Genomic DNA, 16,273 nt, shown 5'->3' on the forward strand with positions numbered 1-16,273 from the left:
TTCTTTAATCGATAATCTTCTATGCGAAAATCGAAAAGCGAAAAGGGCATTAGGAGGGTCATCAGTGACAGAAAAAAGTTATCAATCGTCTTCGCTTCCCACTTATGCGCGAAAAGAACTGCGGGAATTAGTTCGATCGCAGTTAAGGGCTTTGTTAGAACAAGGAGACTTTAAAGGAGCAAAAGCGATTTTGCATCCGGTGCAGGAGGCGGACATCGCTGAAGCGATCGAAGGCCTGCCAGAAACCATGCAAGTAATAGCTTTCCGGTTGCTTTCCAAAGACGAAGCCATCGGAGTTTACGAATATCTCGACTCCAGCGTTCAGCAGTCCCTCTGCGAAAAATTCAAACGCCAAGAAGTCCTCGACATTGTAGACAAAATGTCGCCGGACGATCGAGCAAAACTGTTTGACGAACTGCCGGCGATATTAGTCCGCCGCCTTTTAGGTCAATTGAGCCCAACAGAACGCGAAGCTACGGCCCAACTTTTGGGTTACGAAGCCAGTACCGCCGGCCGGATCATGACCCCAGAATACATTTCTCTCAAGGAAAGCTTTACCGTCTCCCAAGCTTTAGACCGAATTCGCTCTTTGGCTAGAACTACTGAAACAATTTATTCTCTTTATGTCACCGACGCAGCCCGCAGCCTGACGGGCATTTTATCCTTGCGGGATTTAGTCACTTCTCCCCTGGACAAAACTGTCGGCGAAATTATGACCCGCGATGTAGTTTCTGTTCAGACTGGAACGGATCAAGAAGAAGTAGCTAGGCTGATCCAGCGTTACGATTTTTTAGCAGTACCCGTTGTAGACCGCGAACAGCGTCTTGTGGGGATCATTACCGTTGACGATGCGATCGACATTTTAGAAGAAGAAGCCGATAAAGATATTTATACCTTGGGCGGTGTCCAGTCCGGCGGCGACAATTATTTTCAGACCGATTTGATCACGGTTGCTCGCAAAAGGGTCGTGTGGCTGTTTGTTCTGCTCTTAACCAATACAGTCACTGGGGCAATTATTAGAGCGCAAGAAGATATTTTGCAGCAAGTAGTCGCCCTAGCAGCCTTTATTCCTCTGCTGACGGGCACTGGAGGTAATGTCGGTGCCCAGTCTTCGACAGTTATAATTCGCGGTTTGAACACTGACGAAATTACGGCTATGGGCCCGTTTAAAGTAATTGTGCGCGAGGGGATGGCGGGAGCGCTGTTAGGAGCTATATTAGGGACTGTAGCAACGGGCTGGGCTTACACTCTGCAAGGGAATTTAGCAGTCGCAATCGCAGTGGGAGTCAGTTTGTTGGCGATCGCAATTTTAGCTTCTCTTGCCGGTTCATCTCTGCCGTTTCTATTTCGTTCTTTGGGTTTAGACCCAGCTTTAATGTCTGCTCCTTTTATTACCACCGCCGTTGATGTCCTCGGAGTTTTGATTTATTTCTCTTTAGCTCGGGCAATTTTGCAGATTTAATATATTTAATGAGATGACGGTTAATAAAAAATTTAATTTGTTTTTCACCGCTGCTCAATTCACGGTCTGCATCCGATCGCACTTTATTTTTACCTGAATATTTATAGTTGATTTAAAAATCATGCAATTATAGGCCAATACGGTTTACTTAAGACGATCTCCCTGGCACACCCCTTAAAAAGGGGGGAACAATAATCCCCTCAAAGTCAACCCCTACTCCCCTTCTTAAGGGATTTAGGGGGATCTCCGGGGCATAAATATGTTAAGTGAACTGTATTGAATTATAGGCAAACTCCAAACTCCCATCGACCTCGGTCATTCCCAATCAACAATTAAAAATCAAAAATGGTATTAGCCTATGTCACCATCCAATTCACCAACTACAATCAAAAAATCCCAGCCTAGCAATTTGTTAGACACTGCTGAATTGGTTTTTCTTGCTGCTTCGGCTGCGGGATTGGCTGCTAGTTTGGTTTGGCAGCAGGGCGTTTATGTCGAAGTGCCTGTAGTGATTTCGCTGGTGTTGAATTTTGTGAACCGGCAGAAGCTGCACGGCCAAGTTAAAACAAGTACGGCGGCTGTGTTCGATCGTGTAAATCAACAAGCAACTATTACCGATCGCGCGATCGAGCAATTGCAACTTGCTGTAAATACCCTAGACGAAGCCCTAGGCCAAACATCTCGCGAAAACCTCAATGTTGGATCGGGAGAAAACGTACACTCTCTAATTTCCGCCATTGAGAACCTGCGCCAGCGACTAATCATTTTAGAAAAAACGATTAAAATGATTCAAAGCGATATCGAAGTCACCAGTCGCCAATTCAAACAGCGCCCGGAGTTGCAACAAATCGAAACTTTGACAACAATCATTCTCGACTTGCAGCAGTTTATCAACGAACTGCCGCAGTGGGGCAGTTTGCAGCAGCGGCAGCTAACAGAAATTCAGCAAAAAGCAGACAATGCTTTGGTCGAGCTTGCTCAAGAAATTGCTGCAATTCCCAACCGCATACAGGAAGCTGTAGCTAGTCGTGGCGGTGCAATCAACCCGCAGTTGAACGCTGGTGGCTCGAATTTGGAGTCTGACAGTTCTCAGATGCAGCATAATGCCGATCGACCTAAAAACCAGAACGAGAAAATTCGCCAAAAATATCCCAGAGCTTATGTAAAGTGGAGTCAGGATGAAGACGAAAATTTGCAGAAAGAATATGCTAGCGGTCAACAAATTGGCGAATTAGCTCAGAGATTTCAGCGACAGCCGGCTGCTATTCGTTCTCGCTTACAAAAACTAGGATCGATCGAATAATATCAAGGGAATTGACCAAACAGGGCCTTCGCAAAACAGGGCATTGGTTACTATTTCACGAAAATTGAGAACCGCTATATCGAGACTAATGATATCAATTCCGGTTGCACTCATACATGATGTTAACAGTTAACAGTTAACAGTTAATTTACTATTCCGATGCCAATAGATTTGATATGACTAACAACTAACAACTGAGGGCGGGTACGGGGCACCGCCCCTACCAACTAATAACCAATAACGAATAACCAATAACCAATAACCAATAACCAATAACCAATAACTAATAACTAATAAAAAAAGATCGCCTTTTTTTCAAAAGAGCGATCGACTTTATTTATTCTAGTACCGACTGTCAACAGCCGATCGCTAACATCAAATCTCAAGGCCCGATAGCCTTGTTCTACCTCATACTAGAAATCTTGCGGTAACAAAGAACTTAAACGCTCCAACAAAGGATCGGACTCCCGACGAGGCCCAACCTCAGCATCAGAAATGACATTATCATCCGCCACAGAATCAGACTTAATCGAGTCAGGCTCTACTACTTTTGAAACTGGGGCAAAAGAAACTTGAGCAAACTTACTGTTAACACTTCCCTGCAACTGATCCAACTGCGCGCCCAGTTGACTTAGGTGATGTTCCAGTCCTTCCAAACGGCTTAATTCCTCAGCAGAAACATGGCGCTCGAACTCAGCAAATTTGACCGCAAGTTCAGCTATACGCTGTTCCAAGCGCTGAAAGCTATCTGTTGTAGAGCCAGCAGACTCAGATACAGACAAAAACTGCCACAAAGCTTGCTTGCAGAGATTGCCGAAAGTCTGATACTTCGTAAAAGCCAACTCTTTTTCAATAGCGGCCAGTAAAGTTTGATCGGCAGCATCTTCAGTAAACGCCACCGAGAAATTCGCCTTATTTTTTGCCCACAGTGCCATAGGGTTCAAGCCTTAATGCGTTACTTAATTGTGGCTAGCTGAGCCTCAGCATAAATAAACTGTCCCAAAGCATTAGCTTTCCGAGAAGGTTGAGCCAAGTGAGCCTTAAGATTGGCATCTTTGAGCAAAGGTTGGAGTACCTCCCAGAAAAACTCGCCGCCACCGCCAGTCAGAACCACATCCGTCACCCGTTCTGGCAGCCACTGCACTAAACGTTCGGATAGTTCGTTAGCGAAAGCCTCCCGCAAATCCTTAATAATCGGATCTAAGTTAGTCGGCTTAGTCGCTCCTCTCGGACGGTAGAAACGCTCGCCTTCTGGTTTATTCACCGCTTCTAGTAAAGACAGAGATTGAGGGTCTGCCCCCGGAATTTTGGAGGCTACTTGTTCGTAGAACTTGTTCATGGCGAAAGAATCGCTCTTAGAAGCCGCCCGGGCGAACCGGAAACGATCGACCATTAACAAATCAGTAGTTTGGTGTCCGATATCGACAACAGCCACCGACAGTTCCGGTAAATCCGGCGTAAACTCCTTATTGTCTTGAGCCTCACACCAAATCAGGCTGCCGAATCCTTCCGGCATCACCCAAACGTGGCGGATGTCAATTTCCACGCGCTCACCTCGGTAGACCACCACGTGGGGAGAGCGAAGTTGGCTGATAATCTCTTCCTTTTCTTTTTCAAACTGATCCTGGGAATAAAAAGGCAAACCCAGCACTACGGCCATTTCGCCCTTCATCTGGAAATATCCAGCACAGGAAAAAACCTTAACCAAAGCATCCACTACTTTCGACTGGTCTGCGCCGCCGAGATTAGCGCCAAAGTCTGCAGCCAGTTGACCGATCGCGTATCCCTTGCCTTGGTACTCCAGCCACATATCCAACAGAGGGTCTGTTGCTTTGGACTCAAAGCTGCCGCCCCGCACCTTTTCCACTGGCATATTAGCCACGTTGGCGGGGATAAAAACAACGCCGTTTGGGTTGCGACTTACGCAAGCTTTAGTTGCAGTACGACCCAAATCAGCACTAATAATCGATTTGTGAGAAGCGATCTTAGTCTGCTGCGTCAGCATAGCCGAATTAGGAACAAGCTGTCTAGTTGTCATCGAAATGTGTTACCTCACTGAGCCTCACCATTATCATGCCTTATCCCTTGACACTGCCGCGCTTAAAGACAGTGGGTTTTGAGGCGATTCTTTTAACTCTACCTATATCGGTATCGAAATCAGCACCAAACATTATATTCGGGACGATCGCAGTTGCAGTAACTAACCTAACTTTTTTTTCTAGGGATCGCGAGCAAGGCCTGTTGCCCGATCGTGCATTGTTAAGTTAAATTTAGTTAAGATTCTGAGTGTAAAGTTTTGTCCCGCTCCTGAGGCACCGCGCTCTTACCCGATCTGTCCCCAATTCAAGGCATCCCTATTTATGAAAATTTCTTGGCGAACTATACTACTTTGGACTTTACCCGCCCTGGTAATCGGCTTTTTCTTGTGGCAGGGAGCCTTTGCCCCATCCCCAGCAGAAATGAGTAAGAACACCGCCAGCACACGCTTAAGCTACGGTCGATTCTTAGATTACTTAAACGCCGGTCGAGTCACCAGCGTTGATTTGTACGACGGAGGTCGGACGGCGATCGTCCTAGCCGTAGATCCCGAATTAGACAATCGCGAGCAGCGGTGGCGGGTGGACTTGCCATCAAATTCCCCGGAACTCGTTTCTAGGCTAAGAGACTCCCAAATCAGCTTCGACACCCATCCCCTGCGGAACGACGGCGCAGTCTGGGGACTTTTAGGCAATCTAGTATTTCCCCTCTTGTTAGTCGGAGGGCTGTTTTTCCTCTTCCGCCGCGGCGGTGGCAACGTGCCCGGAGGCCCTGGCCAAGCGATGAACTTTGGCAAATCCAAAGCACGCTTTCAAATGGAAGCTAAAACAGGCGTACTGTTCGACGACGTAGCAGGCGTAGAGGAAGCCAAAGAAGAACTTCAAGAAGTCGTAACATTCCTCAAAAAACCCGAACGCTTCACCGCAGTAGGGGCGAAGATTCCCAAAGGCGTGCTGCTAGTAGGCCCTCCCGGAACCGGTAAAACCTTGCTAGCAAAAGCGATCGCAGGCGAAGCCGGCGTGCCTTTCTTCAGCATCTCCGGTTCAGAATTTGTGGAAATGTTCGTCGGTGTCGGCGCATCCCGCGTCCGCGACTTGTTCAAAAAAGCCAAAGAAAACGCTCCTTGCATAATCTTTATCGATGAAATCGATGCAGTGGGCCGCCAGCGCGGCGCAGGCATCGGCGGCGGTAACGACGAACGGGAACAAACCCTGAACCAGTTACTGACCGAAATGGACGGTTTTGAGGGCAATACTGGGATTATCATCATTGCTGCCACGAACCGCCCCGACGTGCTCGACTCAGCGCTGCTGCGTCCGGGACGTTTTGACCGCCAAGTTAGCGTAGATACGCCGGATATCAAAGGCCGCTTGGAAATTTTGGAAGTTCACGCGCGCAACAAGAAGCTGTCTACAGAGATTTCTCTGGACGCCATCGCCCGCCGCACTCCTGGTTTTACCGGTGCTGATTTGGCTAACTTGCTCAACGAAGCTGCGATTTTAACAGCGAGACGCCGCAAAGAAGCGATTACGATGCTCGAAGTTGACGATGCAGTCGATCGCGTGGTAGCAGGTATGGAAGGCACGCCGCTGGTGGACAGCAAGAGCAAGCGTTTGATTGCTTACCACGAAATCGGCCACGCCGTCGTCGGTACTTTGATTCAAGCCCACGATCCCGTGCAAAAAGTTACCTTAGTCCCTCGCGGACAAGCTCGCGGCTTGACTTGGTTCATGCCTAGCGAAGACCAAGGTTTGATTTCTCGATCGCAAATCTTAGCCCGGATTAGCGGTGCTTTGGGCGGCCGCGCAGCCGAAGAAGTAGTTTTCGGTGATGCTGAAGTTACCACCGGTGCCGGCAACGACTTGCAGCAAGTCAGCGGTATGGCCCGCCAAATGGTTACTCGCTACGGGATGTCTACCTTGGGCCCGATCGCCCTAGAAGCTCAGCAAAGCGAAATTTTCCTCGGCCGCGACTACACGGCGCGATCAGAATATTCCGAAGAAATTGCCTCTCGGATTGACGGACAAGTCCGGGAAATTGTCGATCGCTGTTACGAAGATGCCCGCCGCATTATTCGCGAAAATCGCACTGTGGTCGATCGTTTAGTCGATTTGCTGATTGAAAAAGAAACCATCGACGGCGAAGAGTTGCGCCTGATCGTCTCTGAATATACTTTTGTTCCCGAAAAAGAACAGTACGTTCCTCAGCTTTAAAAAGTTCAAGGCGAATATTCAGGGCGAATAGAATTCGCGACTACACAAACAAAGTCCGCCTGCGCGGTGTAAAGAAATTCAACCCGCGCAGGCGGGTTTTGTCTGTTTAGCAGCGGTTTCAACCGCCGACTCAAAAGAAACTTTAAAAAGTTCAAGGCGAATATTCAGGGCGAATAAAATTCGCTCAAAAGAAACTATATGATTAAGAATTCATCGATTTGTTTGATAGTAATTTCAACATTAATTTTCGTCAATACTTTGAGCGCCCGCGCCGAAAAATTAAGATGTTTTGTAGATATTTGCATCGACCCCAGCAGCGTAAAATTAAGCAAATCCGATATTCCCGGTGCTCCTTCTTATCCCGTCAGAATTATTTTAGGCACTCAGCAGTTTAGTAACGAGAAAATGCTGGTGCAAATGGAAGTTAACTGCAATTCGCGAGAGTTTAGAACAGTCAGAATTAGCGAAGATGGCGAAAATTGGTCGAATTTCGATCCGAGATGGACTTTGGTCGATCGCACAAACTCATATTTGTCTCGGCTGGTAGACTATAGTTGTCAATTGGCGATCGCCGAACAATAGCATAAATACAACAATCAGTAGACCAACAAAAAAACAGATCGCCGATATCCGCATCCTCAACCCTTGACTTGCGGGTTTTTTCAGTGTAAAAGCGGTTGAAACCGCCGAATGTTAATATTAAACTCAATCTAAAATCTAAAATCTAAAATCTAAAATCGGATGACTAACCCCAGCGAATACCGACAAAGACGCGAACATTTAATGGCAAAAATTGGCAGCGGAACCGCGATATTTCGCAGCGCCCCCGCAGCCGTCATGCACAACGATGTTGAATACGCCTACCGACAAGATAGCGATTTTTTCTACTTAACAGGTTTCAAGGAAGCGGGGGCGGTAGCAGTGCTCGCACCGCATCACGAAGAACACAAATTTGTCCTCTTCGTGCAGCCAAAAGACTTGGAAAAAGAAACTTGGCACGGTTATCGCGCCGGAGTAGAAGGCGCTAAGGAGCTGTACGGCGCTGATGAAGCGTTTCCCATCGCCGAACTGGCCGAAAAATTGCCAAAATTTTTAGAAAAGGCCGATCGCATATATTATCACTTCGGGCGCGATCGGAATTTCGACCAAACAATCCTCAATCACTGGCAAAGATTGATGGCAACCTACCCGAAACGCGGTACAGGCCCAACAGCAATCGAAGATTCCAACATCATTTTACACCCGATGCGGCTGGTGAAAAGCGAAACAGAATTAGCATTAATGCGAAAAGCCGCTAATATCTCAGTTATCGCCCACAACCGCGCCCAAGAATTCGCAAAACCTGGCAGGTACGAATACGAAATTCAAGCAGAAATCGAACATATTTTTGGCATGAACGGTGCCACTTCCGCTTATCCTTCCATTGTCGCCTCCGGTAACAATGCCTGCGTCCTCCACTACATCGAAAACAACCGCCAAATGCAGGAAAACGATTTGCTGCTAATAGATGCCGGTTGTGCTTGCGACTACTACAACGCCGACATTACTCGCACCTTTCCTATTAGCGGCAAATTCACCGCCGAACAACAGACTATTTACGACTTAGTTTTGCAAGCACAATTGCAGGCAATCAGTCAAGTATATCCGGGAAATCCTTACAGTAAAATTCACGAAACAGCAGTGCGCGTTTTGGTGGAAGGTTTAATGGATTTAAAACTTTTGGTCGGCGACATTGAAGAGATAATTAAAGAGGAGAAATACAAGCCGTTTTATATGCACCGCACCGGACATTGGCTGGGATTGGACGTACACGATGTCGGCGTTTATCAGTACGGCGAAAATTCGCAAGTTTTGCAGGCGGGACAAGTGCTGACCGTAGAACCGGGGATTTATATTTCTCCTTATATTAAACCCGTAGAAGGACAGCCGGAGATTCCTGAAAAATGGCGCGGTATTGGTGTGAGAATTGAAGATGATGTCTTGGTGACAGTTGACAATCACGAAGTATTAACAGCGGGAGTTCCTAAATGATTGTTGACTGTTGACTGTTGGCTGTTGACTGTTGACTGTTGACTGTTGGCAGTTGCCGCCTTTTAATTGTATATTAAAAAAAATTAAACAATGAGTGGGGTTTCCCGCTCGCCCTGAATATACAATTTAAAGGCGCGACAGCTTATTTCTTATTTATTTATTTATTTATTATTTGTTGGTTATAATTCCGAATTACCAACAACCAACAGCCAACAGCCAACAGTCAACAACCAACAACCAACAGCCAAACAAAGAGCCTTTATGTGTATTGATCCCACAGACAACGCACGGCATAACTATCCCGTAGGGAATCGACCTCTCGAAACCTGCGAAGCATTAGTAACAGAGCAAAGCGCAAAAATTCAGCAACTCGAAGCAGATTTGCAACAGCAGAGAAAATTGTGCCAGAAATTAGCAGCACAACTTAAAGCATTGGAAAATTCCAACTCTGCTGACTGTGTAACTGAATTGAATCTCGCCGACGAGCGCACTGAGTTAATCGCATCTCTGGAAAAAAGCCAGGAAATGTACCGAACTCTGATCAAACATTATCCGAATGGCTCGGTGTTTTTGTTCGATCGCGATTTGCGCTATACTCTGGTTGACGGTCAAGGTTTGGCAGTAGTTGGTTTGTCCAAAGAACTGTTGGAAGGCAAAACATTGTGGGAAGTATCGCCACCTGAAGATTTGCCACTTTTTGAGACTACATATCGCGCGGCTTTGGCAGGAAAAGAGAATAATTTTGAATATAAATACGGCGATCACGTTTATTCAACAACAATTGCTCCCGTCAAAAACGACCGGGAAGAAATTTTCGCAGGCATGGTCGTTACTCAAGATATTACCGAAAAGAAACAGGCAGAAATAGCGCTGGAAGAAATCAAAAATCAGCTAGAAATTAAATATAAAAAGCGCACTGAAGACTTGAAAACAGCCAACAATCTATTGCAGGAAGAAATTCTCTCTCGCTGGCGCGTCGAAGAAGCTCTGCGGCAAAGCCAGGAACAGCTAGAATTGTTTTTCTCTCAATCTTTAGATGGCTTTTTCTTTATGATGCTGGACGAACCCGTGCACTGGGACGATACAGTTGACAAAGAAAAAGTTTTGGATTACGTATTTACTCACGGGCGGGTAACGAAGGCAAATCATGCTTTGATAGCTCAATACGAAACTACTCGGGAAGAGTTGATTGGCAAAACAATTAACTTTTTTTTGTCCCACAACTTGCCAAAGAGCAGAGAGATATTCAGGCAATTTTTTGATGCTGGTAGAGTTCACATCGAAAATGACAATCGCAAGTTTGACGGGGAGAGAATTTGGGTAGAAGGCGACTATATTTGTATTTACGATTCTCTCGAAAGAATCGTGGGGTATTTTGGCGTACAGCGTGATATTAGCGCTGCGGTGGTTGCAGCTAGACAACGCAAACAAGCTGAAGCAGCACTGAAAGAAAGTGAAGAAAGGTTCCGACAGCTAGCCGAAAACATTGAAAGCGTGTTTTGGATGGTAGGCATTCAACCGCAGGAAATTATTTATATTAGTCCGGGTTACGAAAAAATTTGGGGCAGAAGCTGTGCTGAATTGTATGCTGGCGGACACTTTTTAGCGGATTCCCTCCATCCAGAAGATCGCTCTCGCGTTGTTGTTAAATTCGCTAAAAAAATTGTAGCTGAAGATGAGACGGAATATCGAATTGTTAGACCGGATGGTGAAATTCGCTGGATTCGCGATCGGGCTTTTCCGATTACCAATCAAGCTGGTCAAGTTTACCGCGTTGTTGGCATTGCCGAAGATATTAGCGAAAGCAAACAGGTAGAAAAAGCGTTCCGTGAAAGTGAAGGACGCTTCCGCCAGCTAGCAGAAAATATCCAAGATTCCTTTTGGTTAGTTTCTGCTGAGTTGACCGATTTGTTGTATGTAAGTCCAGCTTACGAACAAATCTGGGGGCGCAGCCGCGAAGCATTGTATGCAGATCCGATAAAATTGATGAATTGTGTGCATCCAGAAGATAAACATTTGTTGGACGAGGCAATGGGGCGAGTGTTGCAGGGCGAGTCCAGCAGTACCGAATATCGGATTTTTTTGCCAGATGGCACTATTCGCTGGGTTTGCGATCGAGCTTTTCCTATTTACGACGAATCGGGCAATATTTACCGCATCGCTGGTATTTGTGAAGATATTAGCGATCGCAAATTGACTTCTGCCCGCATCCAAGCAGCACTCCACGAAAAAGAAGTATTGCTGAAAGAAATTCACCACCGAGTCAAAAATAATATGCAGGTAGTTTCCAGCCTGCTGCAATTACAAGCTCAATACATTGAAGACGAACCGACGCTAGCTTTATTTGAAGAAAGTCAGACCCGCATCCATTCAATGGCTTTGATTCACGAGCAACTTTATCAATCCGACAATCTCGATCGGATCGATCTCCCGCCCTACGTTGAAAATTTGCTTGCCAATTTGTATCAATCTTTTGGTTACGGCAATACATCCATCCAATTCAATGTCAACGTTGACCCAATTTCTTTAAATATAGAAACAGCAATTCCTTGCGGTTTGATTATTAACGAACTGGTTTCTAACTCGTTGAAATACGCCTTTACCGAAAGTTTGGCAGGTGAAATTAATATTAATTTTCATCGTGACACAACTTCTCAGCAATTTCACTTAAGTATTCAAGACAACGGCAGAGGATTCCCTGCAGGTTTTAACATAGAACATACCGAAACTTTAGGATTGCGATTAGTGCGGATGTTGACCAACCAATTAGATGGAACTCTTGTGATTGACAGTAAGTGCGGAACTTGTTACGATATTAGTTTCACTGAGTTGTCTTATCGACGGCGCATTTAAAAAATAATATGAACCCTATAAAGATTTTGGTGGTCGAAGACGAAGTGATTGTCGCCGAAGACATAGCAGGCAGGTTGAAAAAACTGGGTTATATAGTAACAGCTACGGTTGTTTCAGGGGAAGAAGCACTGGAAAAAGTTGCAGAAGAACGGCCAGACTTAGTGCTGATGGATATCGTACTTAAAGGTAACATGGATGGTATAACAACAGCCGAACAAATCAGAACCAAGGTAGATGTACCAACAGTATTTTTAACAGCTTATGCCGACGAGAAAACGCTGCAAAGAGCGAAACTTACAAACCCATTTGGTTATATTATCAAACCATTTCAACAACATGATTTACGGGTGGCGATCGAGATTGCCCTGCACAGACACGAAATCGAAGCTAAGATGCGAGAATCTCTTAAAGCTTCGGAAGCAACGAGAGAGTGGGTGGAAGAAAAGTCGTACCGCCAAAACCAGTATATTTCAATGGCTGCTCACGAATTGCGGAATCCGCTCAACGCAATTTTAATATCTGCAGAACTCCTACAGCTCGATCGCGATCGTAGCAATGATGAAGCCCAAGTCAGAACCCTGCGGCTGGTGAATTCAGCTACAAAAAAAATGAACCAGCTAATCGACGATATGCTGTTCATGGGCCGAGCAGAATCAGGTAAACTCAAATCCCATCCATTACCGATAAATTTAGTCGAATTTTGTCAAGATTTGCTGGATCAACTGCAGTTAGGAAATGAAGCCAAGCACAAACTAAAATTCATCCCGTCTGACGTTACCAGCGCGATTTTAGATCAACAATTGTTGCACTGTATTATTTCTAACTTAATTGTCAACGCCATCAAATATTCCCCCAGCGGCGGTCAAGTCAGCTTGGAATTGCAATACAGTCAAGCAGGAGATGGAGACAAAGAACCTATCTTTTGTTTTTCTCGCGAGTGTTTATTTCCCAATACTCAATGTACAAATATTAACTATCCCTTACTAATTATCCGCATCCGAGACGAAGGTATCGGCATCCCAGAAACCGAAGTAGAAAAAATATTTGAAATGTTCTACCGCTGCAAAAATACTGGAAAGATTAAAGGTAACGGTTTGGGATTAACCATTGTCAAAAAAGCTGTGGATTTGCAAGGAGGGGCGATCGCCTGCGAAAGCAAAATGGGCGTGGGTACAACCTTCACAGTCGCCCTTCCTTACGTAGCACTTTCCTGTTCGACTCAACGGCAAAAAACTTAAATGCCACTACAAACACTAATCAAAGTGTTGCAAAATCCACTCAACCGCCGTCGCTAAATTTGCTGTAATAAAATCCGGTTTAGTATGGTGCTGATACTCACCGCTCAACACGCTTTTCCCGTAACCAGTCTGCACCAAAATGCCAGTACAGCCGGCATTGTGAGCCATATCAACATCAGTCGCTTTATCCCCCACCATAAAACTATTCGGCAAATCCAAATCGTATTCCCAAGCCGCCGCTACCAACATCCCTGTATTTGGTTTTCGCCACGTTGTATACCGCGTAAATTCGGGGTTTGTTCCGCCTTCGGCTGCGCTTAAATAAGGACAGTAATAAAGAGCATCTAACCTCGCTCCTGCTTCATTTTCTAATAACTGACACAGGCGTTTGTGCAAAGCTTCTATGTGGCTAATCGGATTATAATCCCTCGCTGGGCCCGATTGATTGGAAACCAAACAGCAAAATATTTCTTTGTCATTTAAACGGCGTACAGCTTCAGCTATTCCGGGGATTAAATGCAAATCTTCTACTTTGTGGATGTAGCCTACTTCGATATTGAGAACGCCGTCGCGATCGAGAAATACTGCTCGTTTCATTGTTGTATTGTTGCTTTAAAATTGGGTTTAGGGTGAGGATGCGGCAGTGTTTGTTGGGGTTAACTTAAGCCTAAAAACCTTTGTATCTATCGTTTATAGTCGAGTCTAGATCCCCCTAAATCCCCCTTAAGAAGGGGGACTTTGAGTGTTCCAGTCCTCCTCTTTTTCCGCTTGGGACTTTGACTACTCTTGTCCCCCCCTTATTAAGGAGGGTTAGGGGGGATCGGGAAGACTGGACAAGGAAGACTATAGGCTGGCACAGCGAAAATCCAGGTACGAGCGTCATTCTAAAATTGATTGTTTGCCTAACCATTCGCGGAAACTATTATGATACAAACTATAGCAAATTTCTCCTCCAATTTCTTTTTTATTTAAGAACTCGATCCAATTATCTAACGCTTTTTCAACCTCGTATTCATCCTGATCAATTATATTGCCGATCGCACTTACAGACAAACCTGTTGTGGATTGTACCAAAACATTGAGCACAGACAACTCGATCGCCGATAAAGCATCACCTCTCATCTGTCGCCAGTGGTTTTGATAATACGCTGCTAAACCGGGAGGAAGTTCAGGGACAAGTGAGGACTCTCCCAGATTAGCATCAGGGCGTAAATTCTCGGTAATGGCAGGTAACATCTGACTCAGATACATGAAATTGTTTTCGCCCAGAGTTGCGAGTTGTTGGCCGAATTCGGGTGCAGTTAAAGCCTGTGCGGTCGATCGGTATTGCTGAATGTAGTTCAGGACATCTTCCCGATTTTGGGCGGGATAATCTCTTAAATCGAGAGTTTGAGAGGGGGTTTCAATTAACAAACCGGATTTCTCTCTCAAAAACGGGCGGCGGGCGAGGATAAAATAAGTACGATCGCCCAAATATCTCGGCAGATAAAACAGATTTGTGCTGGGAGGCTGACTGGTGCGGGCGATCGCATCTACAGAATCAATAACTATTATTAATTTTTTGTTGTCAGTTAATTTATCGCTAATTTGCTGAAGCAACAAAGACAGAAACCAACTCCCATCATCGGATTCGAGATTTTGAATTTGCGATTTGAGCTTGACAATTTCCGATGTTTCCGCATTGGCGGCAAGGTATTTGTCAATCAGTTGAGTGCAGACAGAAGCGAGAAAATCTTCAGGTCGATTTTTGCGATCGACTGCAGCGTTGTAATAGATACTGCGAGGATGGGCGGTGACATATTGGGCGAGGATGGAACTTTTGCCGCAGCCGGGAGTGCCGACAATTGTGAAATAACCGCGGCTGTGGGAGATCAGAAAGTCGGAAATGGCAGAAAAAACAAACTTGCGCCCTGCAAAATTCTCGGTTTTTTCTCGCAGGAGTTGCTGAAATTCTTTTGGGTAAGCAGCGGTAGAGATGGGAGTTGGCAGAGGTGAGGAATTCATGTTAGTTCCTCCATCCCTTCTAGCCGCAGGAAATATACGCGGCCGGATTCGTCGCCTGCCACAATTGTGACTCCATCGGGGGCGATCGCGCAAGATGCGATCGAACTTTCACCAGTGAAACTGGCAATGACACTTCCACTCCACAAATCCCAGACTTTGATAGTGTTGTCTAGTGAACCAGAAATCCCCCGCTTGCCATCGGGGGTGACGGCTACTGCATTGACCAAACTGGTGTGACCATTGAGAGTAAACAGTTCTTTTCCAGTTGTTAAATCCCAGACCTTGAGGGTGTTGTCCGATGAACCCGAAATCGCCCGCTTGCCATCGGGGGTGACGGCTACTGCATTGACCGAGCCGCTGTGACCATTGAGAGTAAACTGTTCTTTTCCAGTTGTTAAATCCCAGACCTTGAGGGTTTTATCATATGAACCAGAAATCGCCCGCTTGCCATCGGGGGTGACGGCTACTGCATTGACCAAACTGGTGTGACCATTGAGAGTAAACTGTTCTTTTCCAGTTGTTAAATCCCAGACTTTGAGAGTTTTGTCCCACGAACCAGAAATCGCCCATTTGCCATCAGCAGTGACAGCTACTGCATTGACCGAAGAGCTGTGACCATTGAGAGTAAACAGTTCTTTTCCAGTTGTTAAATCCCAGATTTTGAGGGTGTTGTCATATGAACGAGAAATTGCCCGCTTGCCATCGGGGGTAACGGCTACTCCATATACCAAACTGGTGTGACCATTGAGAGTAAACTGTTCCTTTCCAGTTGTTAAATCCCAGACTTTGAGCGTTTTATCCGATGAAGCAGAAATCGCACGCTTGCCATCGGGGGTGACGGCTACTGCATTGACCAAACTGGTGTGACCATTGAGAGTAAACTGTTCCTTTCCAGTTGTTAAATCCCAGACTTTGAGCGTTTTGTCAATTGAACCAGAAATCGCCCGCTTGCCATCGGGGGTGACGGCTACTGCATATACCCAACTGGTGTGACCATTGAGAGTAAACTGTTCCTTTCCAGTTGTTAAATCCCAGACTTTCAGGGTTTTGTCATCTGAACCAGAAATCGCCCGCTTGCCATCGGGGGTGACGGCTACTGCATATACCCAACTGGTGTGACCATTGAGAGTAA

At 45.8% G+C, this 16,273-nt stretch carries 12 protein-coding genes; 7 read left to right on the forward strand and 5 right to left on the reverse strand.

Annotated elements, in window-relative coordinates; all coding sequences use genetic code 11:
- Positions 1-64: 64 nt before the first annotated feature.
- Together mgtE and QT998_RS22805 are read left to right on the forward strand one after the other, a co-directional pair.
- Positions 65-1,462 (forward strand): magnesium transporter, encoded by a 1,398-nt coding sequence (gene mgtE / locus QT998_RS22800; RefSeq protein ID WP_333093122.1) that lies wholly within the window; start codon positions 65-67, stop codon positions 1,460-1,462.
- 358 nt (positions 1,463-1,820) lie between these two features.
- On the forward strand, positions 1,821-2,765 hold the full coding sequence (locus QT998_RS22805; protein WP_333093123.1) for a hypothetical protein: 945 nt from the start codon (positions 1,821-1,823) through the stop codon (positions 2,763-2,765).
- Between the two features lie 413 nt (positions 2,766-3,178).
- Here the strand turns inward: QT998_RS22805 and QT998_RS22810 are convergent, their stop codons facing one another.
- Entirely contained in the window at positions 3,179-3,700 is a 522-nt protein-coding gene (locus tag QT998_RS22810; RefSeq protein WP_194008114.1) for a hypothetical protein, read from the reverse strand.
- Positions 3,701-3,720: 20 nt separating this feature from the next.
- The gene (locus QT998_RS22815) at positions 3,721-4,803 is read right to left on the reverse strand and encodes a ParM/StbA family protein (RefSeq protein ID WP_194008113.1); all 1,083 of its coding nucleotides are present in this window, start codon (positions 4,801-4,803) and stop codon (positions 3,721-3,723) included.
- A 322-nt stretch (positions 4,804-5,125) separates the two neighbouring features.
- On the opposite strand from QT998_RS22815, the gene ftsH2 reads away from it, so the two are divergent.
- The 5 genes from ftsH2 (at position 5,126) to QT998_RS22840 (ending at position 13,137) form a co-directional block, all read left to right on the forward strand.
- Positions 5,126-7,015 carry an ATP-dependent zinc metalloprotease FtsH2 gene (ftsH2, locus tag QT998_RS22820; protein ID WP_194069270.1) on the forward strand — a complete coding sequence of 630 codons (1,890 nt, stop codon included), beginning with the start codon at positions 5,126-5,128 and terminating at the stop codon, positions 7,013-7,015.
- Between the two features lie 198 nt (positions 7,016-7,213).
- Complete coding sequence (locus tag QT998_RS22825) at positions 7,214-7,597, forward strand: hypothetical protein (protein WP_333117244.1); 384 nt, start codon at positions 7,214-7,216, stop codon at positions 7,595-7,597.
- A gap of 159 nt (positions 7,598-7,756) precedes the next feature.
- A complete protein-coding gene (locus tag QT998_RS22830; protein ID WP_333117246.1) occupies positions 7,757-9,046 on the forward strand; it encodes an aminopeptidase P N-terminal domain-containing protein in 1,290 nt (429 codons plus the stop codon).
- Between the two features lie 261 nt (positions 9,047-9,307).
- Complete coding sequence (locus QT998_RS22835; RefSeq protein WP_333117248.1) at positions 9,308-11,899, forward strand: PAS domain S-box protein; 2,592 nt, start codon at positions 9,308-9,310, stop codon at positions 11,897-11,899.
- 8 nt (positions 11,900-11,907) lie between these two features.
- Positions 11,908-13,137 carry a hybrid sensor histidine kinase/response regulator gene (locus QT998_RS22840; protein WP_333117249.1) on the forward strand — a complete coding sequence of 410 codons (1,230 nt, stop codon included), beginning with the start codon at positions 11,908-11,910 and terminating at the stop codon, positions 13,135-13,137.
- Positions 13,138-13,152: 15 nt separating this feature from the next.
- Here the strand turns inward: QT998_RS22840 and QT998_RS22845 are convergent, their stop codons facing one another.
- The 3 genes from QT998_RS22845 to QT998_RS22855 all read right to left on the reverse strand — a co-directional run.
- Positions 13,153-13,734, reverse strand: a complete 582-nt coding sequence (locus QT998_RS22845) for a D-glycero-alpha-D-manno-heptose-1,7-bisphosphate 7-phosphatase (RefSeq protein WP_333117250.1) — start codon at positions 13,732-13,734, stop codon at positions 13,153-13,155.
- 282 nt (positions 13,735-14,016) lie between these two features.
- Positions 14,017-15,141, reverse strand: coding sequence for an ATP-binding protein (locus QT998_RS22850; RefSeq protein ID WP_333117252.1), 1,125 nt, complete (start codon positions 15,139-15,141; stop codon positions 14,017-14,019).
- The coding region (locus tag QT998_RS22855) for a WD40 repeat domain-containing protein (RefSeq protein ID WP_333117254.1) at positions 15,138-16,273 on the reverse strand (1,136 nt) is incomplete at its 5' end. The genes QT998_RS22850 and QT998_RS22855, both read right to left, overlap by 4 nt.

The organism is Microcoleus sp. S1D4, assembly GCF_036700765.1.
Taxonomy (GTDB): Bacteria; Cyanobacteriota; Cyanobacteriia; order Cyanobacteriales; family Microcoleaceae; genus Microcoleus.

Excerpts from the sequence above, each read along its gene's own strand:
- QT998_RS22845 (WP_333117250.1), bottom strand. The coding sequence starts at position 13,734 with ATGAAACGAGCAGTATTTCTCGATCGCGACGGCGTTCTCAATATCGAA.
- ftsH2 (WP_194069270.1), top strand. The coding sequence starts at position 5,126 with ATGAAAATTTCTTGGCGAACTATACTACTTTGGACTTTACCCGCCCTG.
- QT998_RS22805 (WP_333093123.1), top strand. The coding sequence starts at position 1,821 with ATGTCACCATCCAATTCACCAACTACAATCAAAAAATCCCAGCCTAGC.
- QT998_RS22850 (WP_333117252.1), bottom strand. The coding sequence starts at position 15,141 with ATGAATTCCTCACCTCTGCCAACTCCCATCTCTACCGCTGCTTACCCA.
- QT998_RS22830 (WP_333117246.1), top strand. The coding sequence starts at position 7,757 with ATGACTAACCCCAGCGAATACCGACAAAGACGCGAACATTTAATGGCA.
- QT998_RS22815 (WP_194008113.1), bottom strand. The coding sequence starts at position 4,803 with ATGACAACTAGACAGCTTGTTCCTAATTCGGCTATGCTGACGCAGCAG.
- QT998_RS22835 (WP_333117248.1), top strand. The coding sequence starts at position 9,308 with ATGTGTATTGATCCCACAGACAACGCACGGCATAACTATCCCGTAGGG.
- QT998_RS22810 (WP_194008114.1), bottom strand. The coding sequence starts at position 3,700 with ATGGCACTGTGGGCAAAAAATAAGGCGAATTTCTCGGTGGCGTTTACT.
- QT998_RS22840 (WP_333117249.1), top strand. The coding sequence starts at position 11,908 with ATGAACCCTATAAAGATTTTGGTGGTCGAAGACGAAGTGATTGTCGCC.
- QT998_RS22825 (WP_333117244.1), top strand. The coding sequence starts at position 7,214 with ATGATTAAGAATTCATCGATTTGTTTGATAGTAATTTCAACATTAATT.